The sequence below is a fragment of the Corynebacterium kalinowskii genome (genome assembly GCF_009734385.1).
Lineage (GTDB): Bacteria > Actinomycetota > Actinomycetes > Mycobacteriales > Mycobacteriaceae > Corynebacterium > Corynebacterium kalinowskii.
In genome coordinates this window covers 1,629,259-1,653,861 of record NZ_CP046452.1, presented here as the reverse complement: position 1 = coordinate 1,653,861, position 24,603 = coordinate 1,629,259, and the positions used below count along the sequence as shown (strand labels likewise).

Sequence of the window (24,603 nt, the reverse complement as noted above, 5' to 3'; positions counted from 1 at the left end):
ACTCCCATGAATGCACTGAGTGCACATTTGCATTCAGTGAAATTTGGAGCGATCTGGAATGGTTGTAGCGCGAGTCACATTTAGTGTGCTCGGACGAAGCGCACCTTGTCTCCCGGAGCACACTGAGCCGAATAATCAGAGGAGCGTCGGGTAAGCACGCCGATAACCGGATAACCGCCGGTCACGGGATAATCTGGGCCGAAAACTACGGGCATGCCGTTCGGCGGAATCTGAATAGATCCGCGGACCATGCCCTCACTCGGCAGTTCGTTTTCGACAGCACGCTCCAGTGCAATTTCTGCAGTGAGACGAAGCCCAATTCGGTTCGACCTGTCGCTAACTTCATAGGTCTGCCCGAAAAACGCCTCCAACGAATCTTCGGCAAACCAGTCCGCACGTGGACCGAGTACCACTGCCAGCGTGCGGACGCCCTCTCGGGGCCACAGCGCCGGAAGCTCGCGCAGTCGCGGCCACCAGGCAGGTTCGGCGATCTCATCGCCAATGTTCAAGAGATCGCCAGTGATGATCGGGGCCGGGCCGATTCCCGACATGACATCGGTCGAACTTGATCCGAGCACATGTGCAGGCCGGAAACCTCCTCGAACCGCCAGATAGCCCCGCATCCCATCCTGGGCCAATGCGATCCGAACGCGATCACCTGGGCCGAGGTCGATGATGACGTTTGAGTAAGTGGCAGTCACCCCGCCACCCGCATGCACCAGTTCAATCTGGCAACGCATACCGGTTAGAACCAATTGAGTGGCGGTGAGCGCCTCCAGCTCCACCCCGCCCAGCAGAATTTCTACTACCGGAGCGGTCGGGGCATTGCCCATCGCGTGATTCGCGCGTGCCGCACTCATCCGGTCGAACGTTCCAGAAGGCGCGACTCCGCTGCCCGCCATGCCAAACCGTCCGAGATCCTGAAACAGCATCTGCGGACCCGACTGAACCACCTTGAGCATCAGTACACCGCCTTGAATCGCACACGGTCACCAGGCTTGATCAGCGCCGGGCGTTCCGATCTTTCGGGCGCCCACATCTGGGCAGTTGTTGACCCAATCAGCTGCCAACCACCCGGTGAGCTCTGCGGGTACACACCGGAAAACTCGCCAGCAAGCCCCACGGAGCCAGCAGGAATGGATGGGCGAGGAGAGCCCAACCGTGGAATTGGGGGTAGCGGATCCTCCGCCACCAAATAAGTGAAACCTGGGGCAAAACCGCCGAACGCAGCCTGCCAGTGGGTAGAGCAATGCCGTCGCACGAGCTCTTCAGGCGACCAGTCGAGCGCAGCGGCTAGCGAAGTAAGGTCAGGGCCGTCGTAAAGCACCGGCACCTCCACCAGTGTCGCGTTGTCATCGGTGTCCGCTGGGGCATCGCGAAGGTCGCAAGAATTCAAGCGCTTTGCGACGTCCATAGGCGTCACACGCGCGGTATCCAACATGATCAGCAGTGTGGTTGACGCCGGGACTAGATCCACAATCCCATCCACATCCCAAGATTCCACCAAGCGTCGCAGCTGCGAGACGGTACGAAGTGGAAACTCCGCATCAACCTCGGTGACATCCACGATGATTGCTTGTTCGCCACATGGCCTAACGATCATGACCGACCCCCACGCCAGCATCGCTGAGCTTCTGACGAATGTGTTCGATCAAGACCAGCGCTGCCGGGTTGTCACCGTGGACGCACAGCGATTCCGCTCGTACGTGCACTTTGCTGCCATCGATCGCCGTGATCGGCTCACCGAGTGCAAAGGCGAGTGCCTGGGCAGCGGCTACAACTGGATCGTGGAGCACCGCGCCAGGTTGTGATCGCGGTACGAGTTTTCCCTCGGGGGTATAAGCACGGTCTGCGAAGGCCTCTGAAATTGTGCCGAGTCCCGCATCAGCTGCCCATTGCAAAACCGGAGAACCGGCAAGCCCCATGAGTTTCAGGCTGGGATCGGCGGCTTTGATGCCGGCAATGACTGGCTCGGCTTGGTTCGGGTCAAATGCAATGCGGTTGTACAGCGCGCCGTGGGGTTTTACGTAAGCCACCTCCGCGCCCAGACTGCGGGCGATGGCCTGGAGCGCACCGATTTGGTAGATCGTTTCAGCCTCGAGCAGCTTTGGGTCATATTCCATGTCGCGACGGCCGAATCCAGCGATGTCCTGGTAACCGATGTGAGCGCCGATCCGAACCCCGTGCGCTATCGCAGTCTGCACAGTGCTCACCATCACCAGGGGATCGCCGGCGTGGAAGCCCGTGGCAATGTTGGCGCTCGAGACTAGTTTGAGTACCGCGCCGTCATTGCCGATTGAGAAGGCGCCAAAGCTCTCGCCCATGTCACTATTGAGATCAAACATCATCTTTCCTACTTGATCAGGGCGAAAACGCCGCCGAAGGATACCCAGGCCAGCCACCAAGCGACCACCACGCCGACGATGCCCATGGCGATCATCCAGCGAGGGTAGCGATAACCGTGAAGTAAGTCATGCTGGCGGAACGCTGCAACGAAGATGATCATGGTGAAGCCGATCGGCAGGACCAGACCGTTGAAAGCGCCAGCGAAAATCATCAGGGTTGCCGGTGCCGTGCCCATAGCGATGAACAGGCCACTGCTGATGAGAATGAAAATGACAGTGATCCAGTTCTGGATGCGCTTGGATTCCGGCTTGTTTGGCACCAGGAAGGTAGCCGATGTGTACGACGCGCCGATAATCGACGACAGCGCCGCGGCCCACAGCACCATGCCAAATATTCGCAAACCAATTTCTCCTGCGGCGGACTCGAAAGCCATAGCTGCCGGATTCTTGGCTCCCACAACGTCGACGCCGGTAGCAACTACGCCGAGGACCGCGAGGAAGAGTAGCACCCGCATTACGCCGGTCAGCAGGATGCCCGTGACTGAAGACTTGGACACCTGGGCGACGTCATCGGGGCCGTTGACGCCAGAGTCGAGCATCCGGTGCGCGCCGGCGTAGGTGATGTAACCGCCGACCGTGCCACCAACAAGCGTGGTGATGGTGACGAAGTCGACGCGATCGGGTAGCACAGAGTTTTTCAGCGCGAGGCCAACCGGCGGATTGGAAACAATCGCCACGTACAGCGTCAACACAAGCATAATGATGCCGAGCAAAGCGAGGAACCTGTCTAATGCTCCGCCGAGGCGCTGGAAAAGAAAGATGGCGATGGCAAGTACCGCAGTTACCGCGCCACCGACTTTGACATCGACCCCTAAGAGCGCGTCGAGGCCAAGGCCCGCACCGGCGATATTTCCAATGTTGAATACCACACCACCAATGGCGATCAGCGCTGCCAACAGCCAACCCAGGCCTGGAATGACTTTGTTGCCGAGTTCTTGAGCGCGCAGTCCGCTGACCCCGATCACGCGCCAGACATTCATTTGGACGGCGATGTCGATCAGAATCGAGGCGACAATGGCGAAAGCGAAGGCTGCGCCGAGTTGGCCGGTAAATTTCGCAGTCTGAGTGAGGAAGCCAGGGCCGATAGCGCTGGTAGCCATGAGGAAGATTGCGCCGACGATAGCGCTGCGCTGGGTGGCGCTGGCGGCAGCTGAACGAAGCGGAGGTGATGTCATAGGCCAGTCCCGTCACTTATGCTTGTTGAACAATATTTCTGCGATGATAGCAATAAGTGGCCTGGGGCACAATGGGTGGCGAAGGTGACGATTTATCGTGAAAAATGTGACCGAGTTCGCAAAACTCGATAACATGGCTATTATGACCGCGACTCCGATCCAGTTGGCACAGCGCATCACCGACAAAATTCTCACCGGTGAGTTCGAACCCGGCGGAAAAATCCTCGAGATTCCGTTGGCTGCTGACCTCGGCGTGTCTCGAAATACTTTGCGGGAGGCCTTCCGGCTACTTGCGCGCGATGGTCTTATCGAACAAATTCCGCACCGAGGCGTCTTCGTCCGCGCACTCGAGCCCAAGGACATCATTGAGTTGTACGCTTATCGACGATTCATAGAACTCGGCGCACTACAGTACTTCGGTCTCGATGTGCCCCGTACTGAGGCTGCGCTTCGCGGAATGAACAGAGCTATTACGGCGGCGGAGGAGGCTGCTCGGCAGCAGCAATGGGCCGAGGTTGGCACGCATAACAATGCGTTCCATGACCACTTGGTTTCCCTTGCCGGCATTCCACGTCTCAATGAAAACCTGACTTTGGTCATGGCTCATGCACGACTGGCATTCATGGCAGTGACCAGCGTTGAGGAAATGCATCGCCCGTTCATTCAGCGCAATCGTGACATTCTCACTGCGCTGATCAAGGGGGACGTAGACAAAGCCACCACGGTGTTGACTAGGTATCTCAAGGAGTCCGAGGCGAAGATTCTGGCTGAGATGACTTTCGGAGTTTCTGCCGACAAGAGATAACGCGCGAAAAGCCCCTGAGCAGGACTCTTCCACAAGGAAAAATCCGGCTCAGGGGCCTAATTTGATCGCTTAGAAGTTATCGCGGTCGGTGTTAGCCATTGCGAGGACGTCCAGACGCTTGTCCAGCTCTTCCTCGGTCAGCTTCTCGCCGTCGACAAAGCCGAGGTCGATGACGGTCTGGCGGATGGTCTTGCCTTCCTTCAGGGCCGTCTTGGCAACCTTGGCGGCAGCCTCGTAACCGATAGCAGAGTTCAGCGGGGTCACGATGGACGGGGAGGACTCAGCCAGCGTGCGCATGCGCTCGATGTTTGGCTCGATGCCGTCGACAAGGCGCTCTGCAAACACGCGGGAGGTGTTGGCCAGCAGACGTGCGGACTCGAGGACGTTGCGAGCCATCACTGGGATGAACACGTTGAGCTCGAAAGCACCCTGGGAGCCACCGAAGACCACGGCTGCGTCGTTGCCGATGACCTGAGCTGCAACCTGAGTTGCGGTCTCACAGAGCACTGGGTTGACCTTGCCCGGCATGATCGAAGAACCTGGCTGCAGGTCTGGGAGGTGGATCTCGCCCAGGCCGGTCAGCGGGCCGGAACCCATCCAACGAATGTCGTTGGCGATCTTGTTCAAAGACACGGCGATGGTGCGCATCGCGCCGGAGAACTCGACCAATGCGTCGCGGTTAGCCTGTGCCTCGAAGTGGTTCTTGGCCTCGCGCAGCTCAGCAACGCCGGTGAGCTTCTTCAGCTCTTCAGTGACCAGGCCACCGAAGTCGGCTGGGGTATTCAGACCGGTGCCGACGGCGGTGCCGCCGATTGGCAGTTCGCCGAGGCGAGGCAAAGTTGCCTCAACGCGCTCGATGCCTGCTTCGATCTGACGTGCGTAGCCGGCGAACTCCTGGCCGAGGGTCACAGGAACGGCATCCATGAGGTGGGTGCGACCGGACTTCACGACGTCCTTCCACTCCGATGCCTTCTTAGCGAGGGAAGCGTGGAGGACCTTCAGACCTGGGATGAGGTCGTTGACAGCAGCTTCGGTGGCAGCAACGTGGGTTGCGGTTGGGAAGGTGTCGTTGGAGGACTGGCCCATGTTGACGTGGTCATTTGGGTGAATCTCTACGCCGTTGTTCTTCGCGATGGAAGCGATGACCTCGTTGGTGTTCATGTTAGAGGAGGTGCCGGAGCCAGTCTGGAAGACATCGATAGGGAACTCAGCGTCGTGCTTGCCTTCGGCGATCTCCTTACCGGCGGCGATAATGGCTTCCGCGAACTCAGGAGCAAGGAGACCCTTGTCCTTGTTGACCTGTGCACAGGCTGCCTTAAGCAGGCCCATCGCGCGGATCTGCTGTGCCTCCAGGCCGCGGCCCGAGATTGGGAAGTTTTCGACAGCGCGCTGGGTCTGTGCACGCCACAGAGCGTTGACAGGTACCTTGACCTCGCCCATGGTGTCGTGTTCGATGCGGAATTCCTGCTCAGTCATATATTTTCCTTTGGTAGATACAGGGAGAATTTGGCCCCTGAAACGGATATTTCGATCACCTAATATCCTAATCGAGGGCCAAATTCGGCGGTTGGTTTTAGTGGGTGTAATCAACCACGGAGTATTCCTGCAGCTTCTGCAGCTGGTGGACAGACTCGATGAAACGGATGGTGCCCGACTTCGAACGCATAACCAGGGAACGGGTCGTTGCGCCATTTGCACGGTAAGACACGCCACGGAGCATGTCGCCGTTGGTCACGCCAGTTGCCACGAAGTAGCAGTTATCGGACGCGACCAGGTCGTTGGTGAACAGGACACGGTCCAGATCGTGGCCTGCAGCGATGGCCTTCTCACGCTCTGCGTCGTCCTTTGGCGCCAGCATGCCCTGAATTTCGCCACCCATGCACTTCATAGCGCAGGCGGTGATGATGCCCTCTGGAGTGCCGCCGGTGCCCATCATGATGTCCACGGAGTTGGTAGCTTGTGCTGCTGCAACTGCGCCAGCGACGTCGCCGTCGGAAATCAGACGAACCTTTGCGCCAGCCTCGCGAATTTCCTTGATGAGGTCAATGTGGCGCGGACGGTCCAGGACAACGACGGTAACGTCAGAGGCCGCGATGTTCTTCGCCTTGGCAACAGCCTGGATATTGTGCGCAGCTGGTGCTTGGATATCGATCTTGCCGGCAGCCTCTGGGCCCACGGCGATCTTGTTCATGTAGAAGACCGCGGAAGGATCGTACATGGAGCCACGCTCGGAGGCTGCGAGAACAGAAATGGCGTTCGGGCGACCTTCTGCCATGAGGGTGGTGCCATCCACTGGGTCGACGGCGATGTCGACCTCGGCACCAAAGCCGGTGCCGACCTCTTCACCGTTGTACAGCATCGGGGCTTCGTCTTTTTCGCCCTCACCGATAACAACGACGCCCTTCATGTTTACGGAGTTGATGAGCTGACGCATGGCATCGACTGCAGCTCCATCGCCTTCATTTTTCATACCGCGACCGACCCAGCGGCCGGATGCTAGTGCCGCGGCTTCGGTGACGCGGACAAGCTCCATGGCTAGGTTACGGTCCGGTGTTTCCTGATTCTTCATTGTTTGAGAGCCTCCAGGTGGCGATGTAGATAGATGTTTCCAAGTCTTTTGCTAAGCACCAGTTGCACCAGTTGTCATAACAAAGGGCCTGTTTCCCATTCTTCCAAATTTTGTGTGGTTTGTGTTTGCTTTTCACCACCTAAAGAGGGGAGTCAAGGATCACGTGCGTTGGGGTAGACATAGTGCGCGTCTGCGGTTAGGGATCTGACATACTGTGTTGCGTGGCTGACAAGAAACCTCGTATTTTTCAGGACTCGCGTGACATCATATTGTCCCTGCTCCTCGTAGTGGGGTTGATGATCCCTACGGTGGCATTCACCGGCATGTGTAGTTTTAACCCCGGAGCTCCAGAAAATGGACCGGTCAAGGAAGTCGATGCGCAGCAGATCCTGAGCATGGAGGCTAAGGCCATGAACTTCCCGGTGCGACTACCTGCGAACCCCGAGGGTTGGGTCACCAACTCTGCGCGCCGGACCACGGTGAATCGTCAGCCAGCTACAGTGCTGGGTTGGGTGACTAAAGAAGGCGCATATGTGCAGCTCACCCAAACTGATCAGCCACTGGACAAAGCAGTGCAGGACGTCGATGAGCACGGGCGCACCCAACAGCAGCCTGTGGAGGTAGACGGCCAGCAATTTGAGGTCTACACCTCCGCAGACAACAACGTGCGTGATGTCTGGGCGACGGATCTCGGCGATGTTCGCCTGGTATTCTCCGGCACTGCAGGGGCTGCCGAATTTGAGCAGATTGCCCGAAACACCCTGCAAGCGACACCGCTTCCGGGCAAGTCGAACTAGGCGTCGGCGCGCCCAAGGGCATCTTCGACGCGCTGCGCAGCTCCTGCAAGGTGCTGTTCGCAGCGTTTTGCTAGAGCTTCGCCCCGCTCCCAGTATTTGAGGGACTCGTCTAGTCCCATCTGCCCCAGTTCGAGGATCTTCACAATCTCCACGAGTTCATCGCGGGCCGTTTCGTAGCTGAGGGCGTCTACCGGTGGGAAAGCGTTGTCGCCGGCCTGGCCGGAGCCAATGATGTCTGAGTTCACTTCAAAGTCCTTTACTAGTTTAATTTCTGGTTGCCCATGGCAGCTGCGGTGATTGAGCCGTCGCCGACGCGGATCCTTAGCTGGCTACCAGGAGGCGATTGCTCCACGGTGGTCACAACTGCCGGTGCTGAGCCATCGCGTGGTACCACCTGGACCACTGCGTATCCCCGAGCGAGAGTTGCCGCAGGCCCTAGCGTGCTGATTTGTGCGCGTAACGCCATCGATTCTGCTTTCGCTGCGCTCAGCAGCATTTGGATCTCTCGGCGCATGTATTTGAGCGCTCGCTGCAACTCCTCGGATCGTTGCTGAATTGGCGAGTATGGATTGGCGAGCACCGGTCGGCTGCGCAATTGGGCAAGCCCACGCTGTTCCCGCTCTACCCAGCCTCGTAGTGCAGCGCGAGAGCGACTGCGCAGTTCCGAAATGAGTGCTCGTTCCGCGGCGACATCAGGCACGACCCGCTTGGCGGCGTCCGTAGGGGTCGCTGCGCGGAGATCCGCCACGTTGTCCAGCACAGGATTATCGGGCTCGTGGCCGATGGCAGAAACCACAGGGGTGCTCGCTGCTGCGACGGCGCGCTGCAGTGCCTCTTCGGAGAACGGCAACAAGTCCTCTACCGAACCACCACCACGGGCGATGATAATGACGTCAACCTCAGGGTTTGCATCGAGCTGTTCCAGAGCAGCGATGATCTCGGTAACTGCACTCGCTCCTTGCACCGCCGTGTTGATGACCTCGAACCGCACCTCCGGCCATCGGCCCTCAGCAACCGCCAGCACGTCGCGTTCCGCGGCCGACCCTCGGCCGGTGATGAGGCCAATCTTGTTAGGAAGGAAGGGGAGAGGTTTCTTGCGAGAGACATCGAAAAGCCCTTCTGATGCCAGCTGGGCGCGCAGGCGTTCGATGCGGGCCAGGAGCTCGCCCACACCCACAGCGCGGATATCCGTCACCCACAACGAGAAGGAGCCTCGGCCCGCGTAGAACGCGGGTTTGCCATAAACCACCACTCGGTCACCGTCTTTGAGCTGAGTGGGGAAGGCCTGGATGAGCGAGGTCGGGCAAGTGATCTGGACGCTGGCTTCAGCCTCCGGGTCACGCAAAGTCAGGTACGACAACTTCCACGTCGGCTTGACATTAACCTGGGTGAGCTGGCCCTCGACCCAAATGTGCCCGAGCTTTTCGATCCACGACTTAACTTTCGCGTTCACTTCGCGTACTGGCCATGGATTGTCGGGCGTCGTTGCCGCGCTCATGAGCCCCCTTCACATGTGGTCGCCGGATCAATACAAACTGCAATCTTAGGCGTTTGTGAGACTGTCTGGGTACGCTAGGCACCATGACGCAAACCCTGACGAAGAAAGTATTACTTGCAGCCCCTCGTGGCTACTGCGCCGGCGTGGACCGCGCAGTAGAAACTGTCGAGCGTGCGCTGGATAAATACGGAGCCCCTGTTTACGTCCGCAAGGAGATTGTGCACAATCGCTATGTTGTGGATACTTTGGCGGAACGCGGTGCAATTTTCGTAGATGAAACCACCGAAGTTCCAGAAGGCGCACACCTGGTGTTCTCCGCCCACGGCGTGAGCCCAGCTGTGCATGAGGAGGCTCGTCAGCTGAACCTCAACACGCTGGATGCCACCTGTCCGCTGGTGACTAAGGTGCATAACGAGGTCAAGCGATTTGCCCGCGATGGCTTCCAGATTCTGCTCATTGGGCACGAAGGCCACGAAGAGGTCGAAGGTACCGCGGGCGAGGCGCCGGACGTAGTGCACCTCGTTGACGGTGTTGCTGGCGTCGAGAAGCTCGAGTTTGGTTTGGACGAGAAGCTGGTGTGGCTGTCCCAGACCACGTTGTCGGTGGACGAGACCATGGAAATCGTGACGCTGCTGAAGGCCAAGTTCCCGAACCTCATCGACCCACCAAGTGACGATATTTGCTACGCCACCCAAAACCGCCAGGTGGCCGTGAAGGCCATCGCGCCACAGTGCGACCTGGTTATTGTGGTCGGTTCGCAGAACTCCTCGAACTCCAAGCGTCTTGTCGAGGTCGCGCTGCAAAACGGTGCGCAGGCATCCTACCTTGTTGATTTCGCATCTCAGGTGGAGGATGAATGGCTGGAGGGCGTTTCCACGATCGGTATCACCTCGGGCGCTTCCGTGCCGGAAATCCTCGTGCGTGATGTGCTCGAGAAGCTCGAAGGCTTTGGCTTTACCGATGTGGAAGAAGTGGTTACCGCTGCCGAAAAGATCGTGTTCTCGTTGCCGCGTGATCTGCGTCCAGGCAACCGGGCACAGCGCTAGCTGTAGAGGTCGTCACTGAGCGAACGGCGAGCCGGCTTCTGCTCGGGTTTTACTGCCCGGGAGGGAGCCGGCTTTTCGACGCCCGGACGTCGGGCACTGCGGTCTCGGTCGGCCCCCGGTGTGCGTGGGGTCATGCGCTGGGTTGGTCGCTGTTGTCCTCGTTCTGCCCGGCGCTGGTCAGCGCGCGAGTTGACGTCCTTGATCAGCTCGGTGAACGGAATACGCTCACCTTCGGAATCCTCGCGTCGACGGGGGCGACGAGAAATCTGGCGTACCCGCGTGGCCGTTTGTCGATTTTGACGCTCGCTCCGGGCCTCGCTCTTGCGTTGACGCTCAAGGAGCTGCAGGTCATTGAGATAGCGCTTTTTCGCACCCCGCCAGCGCCACACAGCGATCGCGATTGCCACGGCAGTAATCGCGGCGAGAGCCGGGAAGAACTGCGCGAGTGGGTACAGCGCAGAAAGGATCATGGTTTTTGACCACTGATCAGCGCCACCGGAAAGATTTGAACGGGCAATGAACCACGCCGTGATTGGGACAAATAGCCCGAAAAGAAATGGTTGAGATGCCACAGTGATGAACAGGCCACTCAATCGCACAGTGAGGGTGGTGATGAGGGCTGCCAAGCCAAAGCACAACGCAAAAATCCAGTTAATTTCACCGAAGCTGATGCTGAGGAGAAGGCCAGTGATGAGCGCCGCGACATTGATGGAAAAAGCCGTCCACAATGACAACCCTCGGGAACTTGCGTTGTGAGCAGCTCTGCGGGGGCGGTTCGTCGTCGTGGTTGGCTTCGGCACGATGAATCATGTTACCGATATCCGGGCCAGAAGTGCGAACACAACACCGGTCAGTTGCTGCCGTTCATGTCACTCTTGGTTGGGAAACAATCGCGGCTGGCGAGTCCGGGTGTCTATAACGGGTAGTTCGGTCGGGCTGTCCGAGTGTCCTGGGAGGGCATCCAGCTCGTGGAGTTTCCGGGCAGTGACGAACACGCGGGACTCCAAAGAAGCCATCGTCGAATTGAAACTCAGCACGGCTTTGTCCAGGGAGGCGCCTAGTCTGCCAAGGTGGTCGCTCATCGTGCCGAGACGCTGATAGAGCTCGCTACCGAGCTGTTGAATTTCGGTGGCTTTTTCGCTCAATGATGAGTGTTGCCACCCTAAGCCCACAGTGCGCAGTAAGGCCATCAAGGTGGTAGGAGTGGCCAGCACGACGTTTTTAGAAAAGGCGTATTCGAGGAGCTCGCTATCGGTGCCCAATGCTGCATCAAGGAAAGGGTCAGCCGGGACGAATAAAACGATGAACTCCGGTGTCGGCTGGAAGTGACGAAGATAGTCTTTCGCTGACAATTGATTAACGTGGGTGCGCAGGTGGTTAGCATGGCGGCGCAGATGCGCCTGGTGTTCCTCTGGGTCCGTGGTTTCCAAAGCATCGAGGTAGGCGAGAAACGGGGCTTTTGCGTCCACCACAATGTTGCGTCCGTCGGTTAATCGGATGATCATGTCCGGTCGCAGCGAACCTGCAGTGACCTGGGTTTCAAAATCACAATGTTTGACCATGCCGGATAGTTCGACTACTCGCTCGAGTTGCATTTCGCCCCATCTGCCGCGCACTTGGGGCGCGCGGAGAGCAGTGACGAGCTTGTCGGTGCGATCCGAAAGCATCATTGAGGTCCGGCTCATCGCTTGTACCTGAGCCGAGAGCTGTGCGAAGGTTTCCGCTCGCTCAAGTTCCATGTCCCGCACATGGCCACTGAGCTGGCCCACGGCGCGCTCTAGAGGGGTGAGGGTTTCGGAAACTTGGTTGCGCACCAATTCACTGGACCGAAGGGCTTGTTCGGCGTTCTCCTGCCGGAGGGTGGCAGTGAGTAGCTCGCGTTGTGCGGGTGAATCGCCGTTAGTTGAGCCACGTCGTGACCAGCCAAGCGCGTAGCCCAGTGCTAACCCGCAGGCAAGAAAGAGGAAAAGTGTGAGCGGTTGTGCCATGCATCCACCATGGCACATGGGAAGGACAGCTCAGCTATTTTCCACCCAATTTGGGGAACGTTTGTGCTAATTTCTTCAGTGGTGTCGCGGCCTTGTTCAGTAGTGATTCCGTGTCGCGCTCGGCGGTTTCCTCCACCAGTTCATCCTTGACTGGCCGCGCATCAGCTTTGGATTCGGACTGTCGCTGAGGCAGCATGCGCTGCAGTCCGGAATCTCGGAACAGTCGACCGAACTCTTCCGTCCACTTGACCTGCATTTCCTGGTCTTGTGTGGCGAATTCGATCTCGTCCGTAGTCTTCTCCCCGGCCCGTAGTGCGATGATGTCATTGAGGTATCGGAAGAAGACTGCGATCATTGCTGCGACTGGAACCGCCAAGAAAGCGCCCATGATTCCGAAGAGACTGCCGCCAATGGTGACAGAAACAAGCACGATCACGGGATGTAGGTTCATTGCCTTGGACTGCAACATTGGTGACAAGACGTTGCCTTCCAATTGCTGCACAGCTACTACGAGCACAAGCACGATGAGTGCCTTGGTTACGCCCAGGGAGACCAAGGCGATGAGCACGGCGAGTGCGCCAGCAACAAAGGCTCCGACGATAGGGATGAAGCCGGCAAAGAAGGTGAGGGTCGCAAGGGCGAGCGCCATCGGGACGCCAATAATGAGCAACCCAGTTCCGATGAAGACGGCGTCGACAAGCGACACCGCCGCCTGGGCGCGAATGAAGCCCGACAACGTTTGCCACATCCGCGAGAGCAGCTCGGTGAGGTGCAAGCCCGCGCGCTCGCCGGTGATTCCGCGAAGCCACGGTAGGAAACGGTCACCGTCCTTGAGGAAGAAAAAGGTGAGCACTAACACCACACCCAGCGTGACGACGACCACAGACATGGTTCCCAGTCCCGAAAACACCTCGGTCGCAATCTTGCCCGACTGGTCTTGCAACCAGGTCACAGCATTGGAGAACAAGTCATTGAGGTCCTCGTAGTCCAAGTTAAAGGGCGGGCCTTGCAAAGTCAGCTGTGCTTGCAGCAACATTTCGTAGGTCTGAAGGTACAGAGTCTGAGACTGTCGACCGATGCTCGGTGCCATCGCTGCGATGATGGCGCCGAAAACCGCAAGTGTGGAAAGAACGGTTACTAGCGCTGCGATTCCAGGTGGCAGGCCCATTCGGCGAAGCTGCTTAGTGGGCGCCCACAATACGGAGGAGACGATGATGGCAAGCGCCACTGGGAGCAGACCTTGCCATACCTGCTTGCCGATGAACCAGACGACATAGGTGGCTGCAGCGATGATCAATAAGCGAAGACACCAGCTGGCAAACTCCCGGAGGCCCTCCGCGATCACAAGGGAGCGATCGATGTGAGACTCGGCCGCGAGCTCCTCAAAAGTCCACGTCGAATCCTCAGTGGGGCTGAGCTGCGATTCGCTCACCTGAGACTCCTTTGTTCGCGTGGGACGGCTTCACACGAAACTCTAGCGGATTTGCACACGGCTGTAGCTCCCGGCTACCTCGTCAGTTGATAGGATTGACACCCGTGAGCCTTACTCTTGGAATCGTCGGTCTGCCCAATGTTGGCAAGTCCACCCTTTTTAACGCCCTTACCCGCAACGATGTGCTAGCTGCGAACTACCCGTTCGCCACGATCGAGCCAAACGTTGGCCTGGTTGAACTGCCGGATCCACGCCTGCAGCGTCTGGCCGAGATTTTCGGTTCTGAGCGCATCTTGCCGGCCACGGTGTCTTTCGTGGATATCGCCGGCATCGTGAAGGGCGCTTCGAAGGGCGAGGGTATGGGTAATGCCTTCCTTGCAAATATTCGCGAGGCGGACGCCATCTGCCAGGTCGTACGCGCATTTGCTGATGATGACGTGATTCACGTCGATGGCCGAGTCGACCCTTCTGAAGACATTTCCGTGATCAACACCGAGTTGATCCTCGCTGACCTTCAGACCATCGAAAAAGCACTGCCTCGCCTGGAGAAGGAAGCCAAGAAGGACAAGTCGCTGGCTGACAATGTTGCAGCTACCAAAAAGGCACAAGAAATCCTCGAAGACGACCGCACCTTGTTCTCTGCAGCTAAGAACGGGGAGCTTGATCTCGCCCTGGTTCGTGACCTGCACTTGATGACCGCGAAGCCGTTCTTGTACGTATTCAACTCCGACGAGGCTGTTCTCACCGACGATGCCCGTAAGGACGAGCTCCGCGCTTTGGTGGCCCCGGCTGACTGCGTGTTCCTGGATGCCAAGACCGAAACTGAGTTGCTCGAGCTTGACGAGGAAGAAGCTGCCGAGCTGTTGGAGTCCGTCGGCCAGCATGAGCCTGGTTTGCACTCCCTAGCCAAGGCCGGCTTTGCCACCCTCGGCCTGCAAACCTACCTCACGGCAGGACCGAAGGAATCTCGAGCTTGGACCATCAAGAAGGGTTCGCTTGCTCCGCAGGCAGCGGGTGTCATCCACACCGACTTTGAAAAGAAGTTCATTAAGGCGGAAATCGTCTCCTTCGATGATCTCGATGCCGTTGGATCTATGGCTGAAGCAAAAGCACAGGGCAAGATGCGCATGGAGGGCAAGGACTACGTCATGAAAGATGGCGACGTCTGCGACTTCAAGATCGGTGGCTAGGTCTTCGATCCCTGGCCATCAGCAAATGTGGCGAGATAATTCACCTTTCCGTCCACACATTTTAGCTTCATATCCTTGAAGAGCCTGCCTTCTGGGTGCGTAGCAATCTGGGAAAAAGCCTGATTTGCGAGCTCGATGGACTCCGGCGGTACTTGCGTATCGACGCCATTGACTGTCAGTTTCTCTACCGACGCGATCCGCATCGAATCGTCGAAAATCAGCTTCATGTCCACGGTTTCAGTTCCGTCGATCATGACAGCCATTAGTAACTCGCTGCCGCCGTCTTCGAATAATGGCTCAAGCGCGGGCGGTATTCCGGCGGTGACCTCTTGGGTTGTTGTTGGCGGTGAAAGTGAAGGAGAAACCTTCGTCGGGCGGGCTGTCGGGGTCGCCACCTGCGTTGAACTCATGCCGATTGAAAAGTTGACATCACATGCGCTGAGACACAACACGCTTGCTAGGGCAAGCGCAGTGGCTCGAGGCCGGGGAAACACACTATCTCCTAGGGTTGGGTTGTTCTTAATACCCAGTGTATCCAGGAAAGATTCTTGGTGTTCTTAATTGTTGCGGGGGTTAGCTCAACAAAGATTAGCCAACCCCCGAGCACTAACGGTTCGGGTACAGCGCTGTGGCTTCAATTCGCTCGTTGGCGAAATTGAACTCGAGTTCCGTGAATTGCTTTTCCTTAGGAGTCCCAGCAAGCTTCTCGAATACCTTCTCCGACTCGGCCTTTGCCGCAGCATCTACGGTGATGGCCTTTCCATTGAGCTTGAACAGGGTGAAGGATGTTGGCTTCATCTCCCTGTCGAAGCGGATCTTTCCGGACATTGTGTCTGCCACTGGATCAGTGACGTGAGCCAAAACGAGTGGTTCCAGTGCATCCATGATGATGTCTCGCTGCTCTGGAGGAATGGAGCCGGTGATTTCCTTCTCACTGGTCCGGGTGGTGGAGCTCTTGGTGGAAGAAGTCCTTGAAGTGGAAGACTTCGTAGATGAGCTCTTCGTGGACGTGCTCTTTGAGGAAGAACTTGTGGTTGGAGGAGCAGCCTCGGAGCTGGTCGTCGTCTCGTCCTTCTTGGCTACTGCGTCGACAACTGATGACAGAGCGCAACCGCTCAAAGTCAAAATAGCGACAGTGCTCATCGCTGCTAGGGCAATACGGCGCATTGTTCCTCCAAAATATGACTAGGCAGTTAGTTACCTTGAAACTACCTATCAATCAAACGATTAGCAGGACGAAGTCTGAGGCTTCGCCAGATCTGCAATAGAACTGTTATCGGATTAGTCCGGGTAGTTGAGGTTCATTTCCACGGCGCCGGCGTTGAAGGAAAAGTCGATGCCATTGAATCGCTGCTGCTCAGGGAGCTGAGCCAGTGGAGCCAGGTGTTCGTTAGCCTCCTGGATGGCACTCGGTTCGACAGCAGCCGGAGCGTCGTTGCGGACGAGGCGGTCAACACCGGTAATACGCATCGCCTCATCAAGGCGAATGAGGCCGGTAACGGTGTCAGAATCCTCGTTGTCAACAACGTTTCCGAGAACGGACAAGAGAGCTGGGTGTACATGCTCCTGCATCATTGCCATCGGATCGATTACTGCTTCGACCGGTGCCTTTTTGCCAAAACCGAGTTTATCCAAGAAACCCATAGCTTCAATCCCATCATTGTTTAGTTGGCGTGTGGAGCTAGCCTATAACGGGGGAGGTTAGTTCGCTCGCCGAAGCGTAGGATAGATGTCATGAAAACCTTGGTGCGCTGGGGATTCGGCGCTATCTTCGCCGCCGGCGTAGCAATCCACCTGTACTACGGGCAGACCCAGCCGGAGGGCTATGCAGCTTTCGGTGAAACTGCAGTTCCACCCGTCGATCAGCTATGGCGGTCCTTCGTGATGCCACACATCCGAGTACTGACGGTCGCCATGGCAGCTATCGAAGCGTTCATTGCCATCGGCTTGCTCTGGCAAGAGAAGCTGCGCAAACCCGCGGTTATTACCAGCTTGGCATTCTTTGGATGCCTCATCCCCTTGGGATTCGGCTGGCCAACAGCAACACTTACGGAAGACTTCCTCAAGAATCGGCTCGGAAGTGTGTTGATGATTCTTGCGATGGCGCCACTATTGTCAGCGTCCGGAATGGGCGGGCGTGCGACGGGTTAGCCTTCGAGGCTGCGACCCAAAACAGAGTAGACGGCATCCCGGGCGCCCTGATGCTGGTTGTATTGAGTCTTTAGGGCAGGATCTGTTTCCCACGGCAGCGACACCGGATCGTCGATAAGCTTGGTGGTATGCAGCACTACGCAATTGAGGCCCTTCGGTCGGCCCTTGGTGATGACATCGCGGAGTTCGCACTCCGCAACGAACTCCCGCTGGTGAGCATGTGGGAAGACGCTTCTCCGCTTGGCACTTCGCGGCTCGGCGGTGCGCCAGATTTGGCCGCAGGTGAGCAGTGGCCGAGCTTTGGCGAACGAGCCGTCTTTCTCGGCCAAATCGATTTCTCGGAACTCCCGGTGGAAATCCACGAGCGCCACGCGATGCCGCGCGCCGGGGTACTCCGACTTTTCACTCCGACGGAATCGGATCAAGAAACGGGGCAGTACCCGTTAGTTGCCACCCTATTTACCACCGCAGACACCATCGAAGGTGATCTGAGTGGTTCGATCCCAGTGCGGTTCGAGTACGGGATGGATCTGCCGGAAGACTCAGCGCAATGCGAGGATTGGCCGTGGGCTGAGGCATCGGAAGAGGAAGACACCTACAGCGAGATCTGCGAAAACCAGCATTCTTACCAATACCTGTTTGGCTATCCATGGCCCGCTGGCGAGCCGAATCCAGCAGGTACCGTACCCCTGCTGACGCTGTTTAGCGAGGAAGCGTACTGGCTGGAGGGCGAAGTACTGCAGCTGTTCATCACACCGGAAGATCTCGCAGCGGGCAACTTTAGCAACCTGCGCGCGGAGATTCGGCAACCGTACTAGACCGGAAGCCCCGGTTTCTGTGTCGTGTGATTTGCCCTCACTAATCGCGATCTGGTTTCATTAACTCTCATCATGACCAGCCAATTGATCCTCGCATTCGCGTTGACACTTGCCGCAGGCTTATCGACGGCCATCGGCGGTCTTGTTGTGTTGAAAAAGAAGCAACCATCGGACTTGTTTCTTGCCACAGCGCTGGGGTTTTCCGCTGGTGTGATGTTGTGGGTGTCCTTCTTGGAAATCCTTCCGTTGGCGCAGGACAATCTCGTCGAGAAGTATGGGGACCGGCTGGGGCAAGCGGGCGGGGTCACTGCGTTCTTCCTAGGTGTGCTGATCATTGGGATCATTGACCGTTTGGTGCCAGAAGCAGTGAACCCGCATGAAACTCACGACGAGGATTCCGTGCAGACTGCGAAGCTGCGCAAAATGGGTGTGTTGATGGCGCTGGCCATTGGTATTCACAACTTTCCCGAGGGCTTTGCAACGTTCCTGTCGGGGATGGAATCTTTGGAGATCGCGCTTCCGGTAGCCATTGCCATCGCGATCCACAACATCCCTGAAGGCATTTCCGTGGCCATCCCTATCTGGCAGGCCACTGGTTCTCGCAAAAAGGGATTTATGTGGGCCGCGCTGACGGGATTAGCTGAACCGCTTGGCGCGCTCGTTGGTTTTCTCGTACTGCTGCCGTTCCTTGGGCCTGTGACTCTCGGTATCGCGTTCGGAGCGGTAGCAGGCATCATGGTGTTCATCTCACTCGATGAGCTTTTACCCACGGCGGTGGCCACGGGGAAGCACCACGCCGCCATTTATGGGCTGCTCATTGGCATGGCTGTGATGGCGCTGTCTTTGGAAATCGCCTAAGCGATGCGGGGGAGCCCCGCAGGCCTAGTGGGAGCGCTTCAGTGGCGTGAAGTGGATAATTCCAGCGATAATGCCGCCCCACACTGCGCCGAGGATCAGTGAAAAGAAAGTGTTGACGCACCAGGCGAGGAAGCCCGCAGGAACCATGGTTTCGAGGTGGTGGACAAAGTCGTAGATAACCGGCCAGCCGATCTCAGCGAGGCCGACCATGACGATGTGTCCACCAACCCAGAGCATGGCGAAGGTACCGACCACAGCGATAACCGCCAACACCTTCGGCATCGCGTCGACGAGGGCTCGGCCGGTCCTCTGAGAAGCAGGATTGTTCTTACTTGCCATGTGCAGGCCAATGTCATCCATCTTCACCAGCAAACCAACGGCGCCATACACCAGCAACGTGATGCCGATGGCGACAACGATGAGGACGGCGGTGCGCATCGGGAAGCTGAGATGAGTCACCGCGTTGAGGGAAATCACCATGATCTCCGCAGACAGGATGAGGTCAGTGGTAATCGCACTGCGGACCAGCTTGTTCTCGTCCTGAGGCTCTTTGTCCACGATTTCTTCGGGAGTTTGCTCCTCGCCCGAAAACTTCTCGATGACCTTCTCCATGCCCTCAAAACAGAGGAACGAGCCGCCGAGCATCAGAATCGGTGTGAGCGCCCACGGCGCCCACACACTTAATGCCAGGGCCACCGGAAGAATAAACACCAGCTTATTGATGAGCGAGCCCTTGGCGATCCGCCAGATAATTGGAATCTCGCGAGCTGGGGTCACTCCACCGACGTACTGTGGGGTCACCGCAGCATCGTCGACCACCACGCCCGCAGCCTTCGCGCTGGTCTTTGCGGCTGCCGCCGCGACATCGTCAGCGTTGGCTGCGGCTACCTTGGCAATGGCAGCAACATCGTCGAGTAGAGCAGCAAGTCCGCCGGCCATGTAAAAGCCCTTTCGGTTCAGGGAAAGTTAACAAGCCCACAGCTTACCCCGGCAAAGTGGTGTTCGTCGCCTCCAAAAAGCCCATAATGTTTGGCCAATCTCCTTCCATTTGAGCCTGGCCAGCGGCAAAAGATGCCTGCAACCGGGCCAGATTGCGTTCCCGATTACCCACCGTAAGGTTTTCTGGGAAAAAGACATAGGCGCTGCCCGATTTTTCCAGCGTGAGCAGCTCTTCGCGTGTTCGGTTATATCGGTCCGGCCTTCGGATCACTGCCTCCGCTACAGCCGGATACTGGCGGAAAAGCTGCCGCACTACTGCAGGTCGGCTCGTCGGGGGTTTCGTGTATTCCCGTGGGCGGGACAGCAACACCAAGAAAGTAGTGAAGCCGTCCTTTTTTGCTGCGTCGATCGGGATACCGCCGGTGGGCCCCAGGGCTCCGTCGACGTAGCGTACGCCGTCGATAAGCGGCATCGGCATGATGAGCGGCATGGTGGAGGATGCGCGCACACGCCGGGTGAAGTCAGCCAAGTCGGTTAAATCTTCGCGTCCCCAGTAGACCATCTCGCCGGTGTCCGCCCGGACGGCGCCAATTCGAAACGGTGTGGGATTGGCGACGATAGCGTCGAAGTCGACGGCAAAGGGCTGGCCTACTGCGGTCGACGTTTCATAAATGTACTCGGCGTTAAAGTACCCCCGTCCACGAAGGAAGGAGCCCCAGCCACCGGCTTCTCGCGCGGCAGGCACCTCGACGAATGCTTCCCGGACGCTCTTGCGGGACCCCGATAGGAAATTCACGGTGTGGGAACTACCGGCGGAAATACCACCTACCCAGCCGAAACTAATTCCTTCGGCTAAGAACTTGTCTAGAACTGCGGCAGTGTACGAATTGCGGGTGCCTCCGCCTTCAATGACAAGGGCGACATGGGGAAAATGTTGTGCCATGGCTTCCACGATACAAAGTGCTACACACCCTGTTGCTATGTGAGTGAGCTAGGCCACTAGACTGTGTGGGCATGACAGGTGAAGCATTCGGAAACTCCACGGCGCGAGTAGCAACTGAGCGTCCAGCGCGATACGCGAAACAGCTGGTTTCACACTTCGGTGCCCACACAGAGGGGCATTGGAGCGCCGACGAAGGGCGTGGCGCCTTTAGTTTCATTGGTGAAGGAGCCGGGGCAGAAAACCCGAAGCGCGCTTTTGACGGCCGCGTCAATGTCAGCCTGGTAACCGCGGAAGCGATGCTCTTGATTCACGTGGAGGGGCCCGAAGCCCTTATACCGCGATTCGAGCAGGTTGTCGGATCACATTTGGTTCGCTTTGGTGCCAAAGATGGACTGACAGTTTCATGGCGACGCGGCAATGGCGAAGAGGGCAGCACCCAAACCGCTCAAGAAGAGTTGCTAGGATAAGACCTCGTACACCGCGGGTGCTTGGCTTTGACAATTGGCCAGGCTGAGATGCGCCTTGGGCGCGAACCGTAGCACCTGATCCGGGTAATGCCGGCGAGAGGGAGAAAAACATGATGAAGTCATGGCGCGTAGTCGACATTCTTGTTGCAGTAGTTCTTGGTGTGGCCTGTGGCCTCATCTTCTTTGTGTGGAACTCAGTTGGTTACGCCTGGTATGAGGCGATGAATGCGCTCACCCCAGGTTTCGGTGGCGTTGCCACCGGGGTGTGGCTGCTGGGCGGTGTCCTGGGTGGCTTGATCATCCGCAAGCCTGGTGCAGCGCTGTTCGTCGAGGTCCTTGCAGCGATCGTCTCTGCATTGATGGGTAACCAGTGGGGCATTGAGACCCTGTATTCGGGTGTTGCGCAAGGCCTTGGCGCAGAGCTCATCTTCGCGATTTTCGCTTACAAACACTACGGGTTGATCAACTCCATTTCTGCAGGCATCGGCGCCGCTTGGGGAGCTTTCATCATTGAGCTGATCGCCTTCGGCAACCTAGCCAAGGGAGCCACTTTCAACTTGATCTATTTAGGCGCTCTCACTATCTCCGGCGCAATCCTGGCTGGCGTGGTCGGCTTCGTCTTGACGCGTGCACTAGCTGCCACCGGTGCGCTCGATCGTTTCGCCGCCGGCCGGCAGCAACGCAACTTGGTATAAATGACCGGCGCTATCGTCGAAGCGCGCGGGTTTGGCTGGGGGCACGCCAGTCGGGTGAAGCCTGCGTTGCATGACATCACCTTCCGGATTGAGGCAGGAGAGAAGATCCTCCTGCTCGGTGAATCGGGGGCTGGCAAATCTACGTTGCTGAGCGGAATCGCGGGGGTTCTCGGCGGGGAAGACGAGGGCGATTTTCAAGGCACGCTAACTGTCGACGGCAAGGACGTACGTGACCTTGCAACCTTTCGTGGTTTGGTCGGCATGGTGCTGCAAGACCCAGATTCACAGGTCATTGCCTCCAAAGTCGGCGACGATGTGGCGTTTGGCTGCGAAAACTTAGGTTTGAGTCGCGAGGAGATTTGGCGGCGGGTCCCCGAGGCTTTGGACATGGTCGGCTTGGATCTGCCGTTGGATCACCCCACTGAACGGCTGTCCGGAGGGCAGAAACAGCGCCTGGCACTGGCAGGGATCATTGCGATGGGCGCTCGCGTGATCGTGCTCGATGAGCCCACTGCCAACCTTGACCCAGTCGGCGTTCAGGAGGTCACTGCTGCCATTGACCAGGTAGTCACTCGTACCGGAGCGACACTCATCGTGGTCGAGCATCGCGTGGACACGTGGGTGGACCTCGTCGACCGCGGCCTCGTGCTTTCCTCCTCCGGCGAGCTGCTTCACGACGCCCCCATCTCCGATCTCCTCATCCGCCACGGCGCCGCGTTGGCCCAGCGTGGCATTTGGATCCCCGAGGCAATGCTTCCTGAAGACATGAGGATCACGCCCGAAAAGCGCACACATTCTCTCACCGATCCAGCGCTGCTTACCAAAGAGTTGGTCAGCGGATGGTCCACACCCATCGGGTCGCCACGAAACGTCCAACTGCCACAGGGAGCAGGAACTGTCATCACGGGGCAAAATGGCGCAGGTAAAACAACCCTGGCATTGACCATGGCGGGCCTCCTCAAGCCACTGTCTGGGCAGGTCATCGTCCCGCGACACCCAGGTCATCCGCACGCCTGGAAATCCGCGGATCTGGCGCGCAGGATCGGTTTCGTCTTTCAAGACCCCGAGCATCAATTCCTGTCTTCTACCGTCGTGGATGAAATGCTGATGGCCCCCAGAGTCTTCGCAGCTGGAGGTCGGCGCCGGTGGCCGTGGTCGACGTTGCCGGAGGCGGGGGACGTCGATAAGCAGCGGGCGATGGAGTTGCTGGAACGGCTCGGCCTCGCGCACCTGGCTGCGGCGAATCCATTCACGTTGTCGGGCGGGCAAAAGCGACGACTGTCGGTGGCTACAGCGCTGAGCACGACGCCCGATGTGCTCATTCTGGATGAGCCGACCTTTGGGCAAGATCGACGCACTTTCCTCGATCTCACGCAGCTGCTCCGTGAGTTGTGTACGCAGGGGACTGCGGTAGCCGCGATCACCCATGACGAACTGTTCGGCGCCCTACTCGGCGACCATTCGATCGAGGTGTTGCCGTGAACGTGCTGCAGGGCATTAATCCGGTGACGCGCATCGTGGCGCTCATCGCCTTCACGACGCCGCTCCTGCTCAGCGTCGATTGGGTGTCCGCGACCGTGGCGTTGGTGCTGATCCTCATCTTCTCCCCGCTGTGTGGGCTTCGTTGGAGTCAGTTGATTCGGCGCTCTATTCCGATTCTCATGGTCACTCCCGTGGCCGGGGCATCGATGGCCTTGTACGGCAGGTCTGAAGGACGCGAATACTTTAGCTTTGCCTTCGCCCATGTAACCGACAATTCCTTGGCCTTGGCGCTCGCGATTATGCTGCGCATTCTGGCAGTGGCCCTTCCAGTGATCGTTTTGACCCGCGGCATAGACCCAACTGAAATGGGTGATGGGCTGGCGCAGGTGGCCAAGTTCCCAGAACGCTTCGTGATCGGCAGCGTCGCCGGGGTGCGGCTCATGACGTTGTTTCAACGCGACTGGGCAGCACTTGCCCGAGCGCGCCGGGCGCGTGGCGTGGCTGACGAGGGGCGGATTCGTAGTGCGCTAGGGATGGCTTTTTCGCTGCTGGTGCTCGCGATCAGGCGCGGGACCAAACTCGCCACAGCGATGGAAGCGCGAGGCTTCGGTGGCGATCGTCCTCGAACCTGGGCCCGGCCGTCTACGGTGACGTGGCGCGACGGCGTCGTTGTCCTCGTAGCTATCGCGTGCGGTGTCCTGGCGATCGCAATAGCGGTATGGGCGGGTGAGTTCAGATTCCTCGGCGCATGATCGACATTCCGCCCGGCACCCGCACCATTTTGATTGACGGGCGATCTGGTTCTGGGAAAACAACCCTGGCTAACAATCTAGGGGCCGAATTGGGCTGGCGCGTGGTTCATCTGGATGACTTCTATCCCGGTTGGTTCGGGCTCGTCGCAGGCGCCCGCATGGTGGCAAGGGATGTGTTGCATCCGACATCGCCAGGGTTTTGGCGTTGGGATTGGCGAGCCGATCAGCCAGGGGAGTGGGTGCCCTTGGATCCAGCTGCACCCCTCATCGTGGAAGGCGTCGGGGCTTACACACTGGAATCTTGGAATGCTGCTTCTCGACGCGGTGGTGTATTTACTATCCGCCTGGAATGTCCACTGAACGTGCGTAAAGAGCGCGCCTTGAGCCGGGATCCTGAATTCGCCGCCTGGTGGGATGTGTGGGCGCAACAGGAGTTGACGTTGTTGGATAAGGAACTTCCTGCAGACCTGACTCTTCACTGTGATTGTTGAACATAATTCAAGTGACTTGGTGCATAGTTTTCAAATTCAGTTTTGACCAGCAAACTGTGCGGAATATAGCTTTAAGCTTGCAAAAGGCTAAAAGGCTCTGGC

Annotated in this window: 29 protein-coding genes; 12 read left to right on the top strand and 17 right to left on the bottom strand. The window is 58.0% G+C overall.

The window, feature by feature from the left end:
* Nucleotides 1–80: 80 nt before the first annotated feature.
* From CKALI_RS07840 to CKALI_RS07825, 4 genes are read right to left on the bottom strand one after another with little or no spacing between them, the layout of a single operon-like run.
* Nucleotides 81–962: a 5-oxoprolinase subunit C family protein gene (locus CKALI_RS07840; protein ID WP_231580438.1), complete on the bottom strand. Its 882-nt coding sequence runs from the start codon at nt 960–962 to the stop codon at nt 81–83.
* On the bottom strand, nt 962–1,603 hold the full coding sequence (locus CKALI_RS07835; RefSeq protein WP_156192773.1) for a 5-oxoprolinase subunit B family protein: 642 nt from the start codon (nt 1,601–1,603) through the stop codon (nt 962–964). Before CKALI_RS07835 ends, CKALI_RS07840 begins: the two co-directional genes overlap by 1 nt.
* Entirely contained in the window at nt 1,593–2,348 is a 756-nt protein-coding gene (locus CKALI_RS07830; protein ID WP_156192772.1) for a LamB/YcsF family protein, read from the bottom strand. The genes CKALI_RS07835 and CKALI_RS07830 overlap by 11 nt, the downstream gene beginning before the upstream one ends.
* 5 nt (nt 2,349–2,353) lie before the next feature.
* Nucleotides 2,354–3,580, bottom strand: coding sequence for an NRAMP family divalent metal transporter (locus tag CKALI_RS07825; RefSeq protein WP_197079663.1), 1,227 nt, complete (start codon nt 3,578–3,580; stop codon nt 2,354–2,356).
* A 133-nt stretch (nt 3,581–3,713) separates the two neighbouring features.
* Between CKALI_RS07825 and CKALI_RS07820 the strand changes: the two genes are divergently transcribed.
* Entirely contained in the window at nt 3,714–4,385 is a 672-nt protein-coding gene (locus CKALI_RS07820; protein WP_156192771.1) for a GntR family transcriptional regulator, read from the top strand.
* 69 nt (nt 4,386–4,454) lie between these two features.
* On the opposite strand, the gene CKALI_RS07815 is transcribed toward CKALI_RS07820, so the two are convergent.
* Both CKALI_RS07815 and glpX read right to left on the bottom strand, forming a co-directional pair.
* Complete coding sequence (locus CKALI_RS07815; protein ID WP_156192770.1) at nt 4,455–5,861, bottom strand: class II fumarate hydratase; 1,407 nt, start codon at nt 5,859–5,861, stop codon at nt 4,455–4,457.
* 97 nt (nt 5,862–5,958) lie between these two features.
* Nucleotides 5,959–6,954, bottom strand: a complete 996-nt coding sequence (glpX, locus tag CKALI_RS07810) for a class II fructose-bisphosphatase (protein WP_156192769.1) — start codon at nt 6,952–6,954, stop codon at nt 5,959–5,961.
* A 221-nt stretch (nt 6,955–7,175) separates the two neighbouring features.
* Here glpX and CKALI_RS07805 point away from each other — a divergent pair, with 221 nt between their 5' ends.
* A complete protein-coding gene (locus CKALI_RS07805; protein ID WP_156192768.1) occupies nt 7,176–7,751 on the top strand; it encodes a DUF4245 domain-containing protein in 576 nt (191 codons plus the stop codon).
* Here CKALI_RS07805 and CKALI_RS07800 read toward each other — a convergent pair.
* Nucleotides 7,748–7,996 (bottom strand): exodeoxyribonuclease VII small subunit, encoded by a 249-nt coding sequence (locus CKALI_RS07800; protein ID WP_156192767.1) that lies wholly within the window; start codon nt 7,994–7,996, stop codon nt 7,748–7,750. The two genes, CKALI_RS07805 and CKALI_RS07800, sit on opposite strands and share 4 nt — an antisense overlap.
* Nucleotides 7,997–8,010: 14 nt before the next feature.
* On the bottom strand, nt 8,011–9,249 hold the full coding sequence (xseA, locus tag CKALI_RS07795; RefSeq protein ID WP_156192766.1) for an exodeoxyribonuclease VII large subunit: 1,239 nt from the start codon (nt 9,247–9,249) through the stop codon (nt 8,011–8,013).
* Between the two features lie 83 nt (nt 9,250–9,332).
* Between xseA and CKALI_RS07790 the strand changes: the two genes are divergently transcribed.
* A complete protein-coding gene (locus CKALI_RS07790) occupies nt 9,333–10,295 on the top strand; it encodes a 4-hydroxy-3-methylbut-2-enyl diphosphate reductase (RefSeq protein WP_156192765.1) in 963 nt (320 codons plus the stop codon).
* Here the strand turns inward: CKALI_RS07790 and CKALI_RS07785 are convergent.
* The 3 genes from CKALI_RS07785 to CKALI_RS07775 form a co-directional block, all read right to left on the bottom strand.
* Nucleotides 10,292–11,095 carry a DUF6542 domain-containing protein gene (locus tag CKALI_RS07785; RefSeq protein ID WP_156192763.1) on the bottom strand — a complete coding sequence of 268 codons (804 nt, stop codon included), beginning with the start codon at nt 11,093–11,095 and terminating at the stop codon, nt 10,292–10,294. The two genes, CKALI_RS07790 and CKALI_RS07785, sit on opposite strands and share 4 nt — an antisense overlap.
* A 69-nt stretch (nt 11,096–11,164) precedes the next feature.
* Nucleotides 11,165–12,283: a DNA recombination protein RmuC gene (locus CKALI_RS07780; protein ID WP_156192761.1), complete on the bottom strand. Its 1,119-nt coding sequence runs from the start codon at nt 12,281–12,283 to the stop codon at nt 11,165–11,167.
* A 34-nt stretch (nt 12,284–12,317) separates the two neighbouring features.
* Nucleotides 12,318–13,715, bottom strand: a complete 1,398-nt coding sequence (locus CKALI_RS07775; RefSeq protein WP_156192759.1) for an AI-2E family transporter — start codon at nt 13,713–13,715, stop codon at nt 12,318–12,320.
* 104 nt (nt 13,716–13,819) lie between these two features.
* Here CKALI_RS07775 and ychF point away from each other — a divergent pair, with 104 nt between their 5' ends.
* Nucleotides 13,820–14,905 (top strand): redox-regulated ATPase YchF, encoded by a 1,086-nt coding sequence (gene ychF / locus CKALI_RS07770; RefSeq protein ID WP_156192757.1) that lies wholly within the window; start codon nt 13,820–13,822, stop codon nt 14,903–14,905.
* Here the strand turns inward: ychF and CKALI_RS07765 are convergent.
* The 3 genes from CKALI_RS07765 to CKALI_RS07755 form a co-directional block, all read right to left on the bottom strand.
* Nucleotides 14,902–15,315, bottom strand: coding sequence for a hypothetical protein (locus CKALI_RS07765; RefSeq protein WP_156192755.1), 414 nt, complete (start codon nt 15,313–15,315; stop codon nt 14,902–14,904). The two genes, ychF and CKALI_RS07765, sit on opposite strands and share 4 nt — an antisense overlap.
* A gap of 196 nt (nt 15,316–15,511) precedes the next feature.
* Entirely contained in the window at nt 15,512–16,072 is a 561-nt protein-coding gene (locus CKALI_RS07760) for a hypothetical protein (protein ID WP_156192753.1), read from the bottom strand.
* A 114-nt stretch (nt 16,073–16,186) separates the two neighbouring features.
* Nucleotides 16,187–16,540, bottom strand: coding sequence for a hypothetical protein (locus tag CKALI_RS07755; RefSeq protein ID WP_156192752.1), 354 nt, complete (start codon nt 16,538–16,540; stop codon nt 16,187–16,189).
* 99 nt (nt 16,541–16,639) lie between these two features.
* Here CKALI_RS07755 and CKALI_RS07750 point away from each other — a divergent pair, with 99 nt between their 5' ends.
* Nucleotides 16,640–17,056, top strand: coding sequence for a hypothetical protein (locus tag CKALI_RS07750; RefSeq protein ID WP_156192750.1), 417 nt, complete (start codon nt 16,640–16,642; stop codon nt 17,054–17,056).
* Here CKALI_RS07750 and CKALI_RS07745 read toward each other — a convergent pair.
* Nucleotides 17,053–17,193: a hypothetical protein gene (locus CKALI_RS07745; RefSeq protein WP_156192748.1), complete on the bottom strand. Its 141-nt coding sequence runs from the start codon at nt 17,191–17,193 to the stop codon at nt 17,053–17,055. The genes CKALI_RS07750 and CKALI_RS07745 overlap by 4 nt on opposite strands.
* On the opposite strand from CKALI_RS07745, the gene CKALI_RS07740 reads away from it, so the two are divergent.
* Nucleotides 17,185–17,874 carry a DUF1963 domain-containing protein gene (locus CKALI_RS07740; RefSeq protein WP_156192746.1) on the top strand — a complete coding sequence of 230 codons (690 nt, stop codon included), beginning with the start codon at nt 17,185–17,187 and terminating at the stop codon, nt 17,872–17,874. The two genes, CKALI_RS07745 and CKALI_RS07740, sit on opposite strands and share 9 nt — an antisense overlap.
* 69 nt (nt 17,875–17,943) lie before the next feature.
* The gene (gene zupT, locus CKALI_RS07735) at nt 17,944–18,732 is read left to right on the top strand and encodes a zinc transporter ZupT (RefSeq protein ID WP_407643767.1); all 789 of its coding nucleotides are present in this window, start codon (nt 17,944–17,946) and stop codon (nt 18,730–18,732) included.
* A gap of 24 nt (nt 18,733–18,756) precedes the next feature.
* On the opposite strand, the gene CKALI_RS07730 is transcribed toward zupT, so the two are convergent.
* Together CKALI_RS07730 and CKALI_RS07725 are read right to left on the bottom strand one after the other, a co-directional pair.
* Entirely contained in the window at nt 18,757–19,671 is a 915-nt protein-coding gene (locus tag CKALI_RS07730; protein ID WP_156192744.1) for a DUF808 domain-containing protein, read from the bottom strand.
* A 43-nt stretch (nt 19,672–19,714) separates the two neighbouring features.
* Nucleotides 19,715–20,614 (bottom strand): patatin-like phospholipase family protein, encoded by a 900-nt coding sequence (locus CKALI_RS07725; RefSeq protein WP_156192743.1) that lies wholly within the window; start codon nt 20,612–20,614, stop codon nt 19,715–19,717.
* Nucleotides 20,615–20,685: 71 nt separating this feature from the next.
* On the opposite strand from CKALI_RS07725, the gene CKALI_RS07720 reads away from it, so the two are divergent.
* The 5 genes from CKALI_RS07720 to CKALI_RS07700 all read left to right on the top strand — a co-directional run bounded on the left by CKALI_RS07720 (nt 20,686) and on the right by CKALI_RS07700 (nt 24,501).
* Complete coding sequence (locus tag CKALI_RS07720; RefSeq protein ID WP_156192742.1) at nt 20,686–21,081, top strand: DUF2218 domain-containing protein; 396 nt, start codon at nt 20,686–20,688, stop codon at nt 21,079–21,081.
* A gap of 110 nt (nt 21,082–21,191) precedes the next feature.
* Nucleotides 21,192–21,776, top strand: a complete 585-nt coding sequence (locus tag CKALI_RS07715) for an ECF transporter S component (protein WP_156192741.1) — start codon at nt 21,192–21,194, stop codon at nt 21,774–21,776.
* Nucleotides 21,777–23,258, top strand: coding sequence for an ABC transporter ATP-binding protein (locus tag CKALI_RS07710; RefSeq protein WP_156192740.1), 1,482 nt, complete (start codon nt 21,777–21,779; stop codon nt 23,256–23,258).
* Nucleotides 23,255–24,010, top strand: coding sequence for an energy-coupling factor transporter transmembrane component T family protein (locus CKALI_RS07705; RefSeq protein WP_156192739.1), 756 nt, complete (start codon nt 23,255–23,257; stop codon nt 24,008–24,010). The genes CKALI_RS07710 and CKALI_RS07705 overlap by 4 nt, the downstream gene beginning before the upstream one ends.
* Nucleotides 24,007–24,501 carry a nucleoside/nucleotide kinase family protein gene (locus CKALI_RS07700; RefSeq protein WP_156192738.1) on the top strand — a complete coding sequence of 165 codons (495 nt, stop codon included), beginning with the start codon at nt 24,007–24,009 and terminating at the stop codon, nt 24,499–24,501. Before CKALI_RS07705 ends, CKALI_RS07700 begins: the two co-directional genes overlap by 4 nt.
* Nucleotides 24,502–24,603: the final 102 nt, after the last annotated feature.

Coding starts and splice junctions, on each gene's coding strand:
- xseA (WP_156192766.1), bottom strand. CDS start 9,249: ATGAGCGCGGCAACGACGCCCGACAATCCATGGCCAGTACGCGAAGTG.
- CKALI_RS07740 (WP_156192746.1), top strand. CDS start 17,185: ATGCAGCACTACGCAATTGAGGCCCTTCGGTCGGCCCTTGGTGATGAC.
- CKALI_RS07830 (WP_156192772.1), bottom strand. CDS start 2,348: ATGATGTTTGATCTCAATAGTGACATGGGCGAGAGCTTTGGCGCCTTC.
- CKALI_RS07825 (WP_197079663.1), bottom strand. CDS start 3,580: ATGACATCACCTCCGCTTCGTTCAGCTGCCGCCAGCGCCACCCAGCGC.
- CKALI_RS07820 (WP_156192771.1), top strand. CDS start 3,714: ATGGCTATTATGACCGCGACTCCGATCCAGTTGGCACAGCGCATCACC.
- CKALI_RS07780 (WP_156192761.1), bottom strand. CDS start 12,283: ATGGCACAACCGCTCACACTTTTCCTCTTTCTTGCCTGCGGGTTAGCA.
- CKALI_RS07815 (WP_156192770.1), bottom strand. CDS start 5,861: ATGACTGAGCAGGAATTCCGCATCGAACACGACACCATGGGCGAGGTC.
- CKALI_RS07730 (WP_156192744.1), bottom strand. CDS start 19,671: ATGGCCGGCGGACTTGCTGCTCTACTCGACGATGTTGCTGCCATTGCC.
- CKALI_RS07750 (WP_156192750.1), top strand. CDS start 16,640: ATGAAAACCTTGGTGCGCTGGGGATTCGGCGCTATCTTCGCCGCCGGC.
- CKALI_RS07835 (WP_156192773.1), bottom strand. CDS start 1,603: ATGATCGTTAGGCCATGTGGCGAACAAGCAATCATCGTGGATGTCACC.
- CKALI_RS07720 (WP_156192742.1), top strand. CDS start 20,686: ATGACAGGTGAAGCATTCGGAAACTCCACGGCGCGAGTAGCAACTGAG.
- CKALI_RS07840 (WP_231580438.1), bottom strand. CDS start 962: ATGCTCAAGGTGGTTCAGTCGGGTCCGCAGATGCTGTTTCAGGATCTC.
- CKALI_RS07715 (WP_156192741.1), top strand. CDS start 21,192: ATGATGAAGTCATGGCGCGTAGTCGACATTCTTGTTGCAGTAGTTCTT.
- CKALI_RS07760 (WP_156192753.1), bottom strand. CDS start 16,072: ATGCGCCGTATTGCCCTAGCAGCGATGAGCACTGTCGCTATTTTGACT.
- CKALI_RS07725 (WP_156192743.1), bottom strand. CDS start 20,614: ATGGCACAACATTTTCCCCATGTCGCCCTTGTCATTGAAGGCGGAGGC.
- CKALI_RS07700 (WP_156192738.1), top strand. CDS start 24,007: ATGATCGACATTCCGCCCGGCACCCGCACCATTTTGATTGACGGGCGA.
- glpX (WP_156192769.1), bottom strand. CDS start 6,954: ATGAAGAATCAGGAAACACCGGACCGTAACCTAGCCATGGAGCTTGTC.
- CKALI_RS07765 (WP_156192755.1), bottom strand. CDS start 15,315: ATGAGTTCAACGCAGGTGGCGACCCCGACAGCCCGCCCGACGAAGGTT.
- CKALI_RS07710 (WP_156192740.1), top strand. CDS start 21,777: ATGACCGGCGCTATCGTCGAAGCGCGCGGGTTTGGCTGGGGGCACGCC.
- CKALI_RS07790 (WP_156192765.1), top strand. CDS start 9,333: ATGACGCAAACCCTGACGAAGAAAGTATTACTTGCAGCCCCTCGTGGC.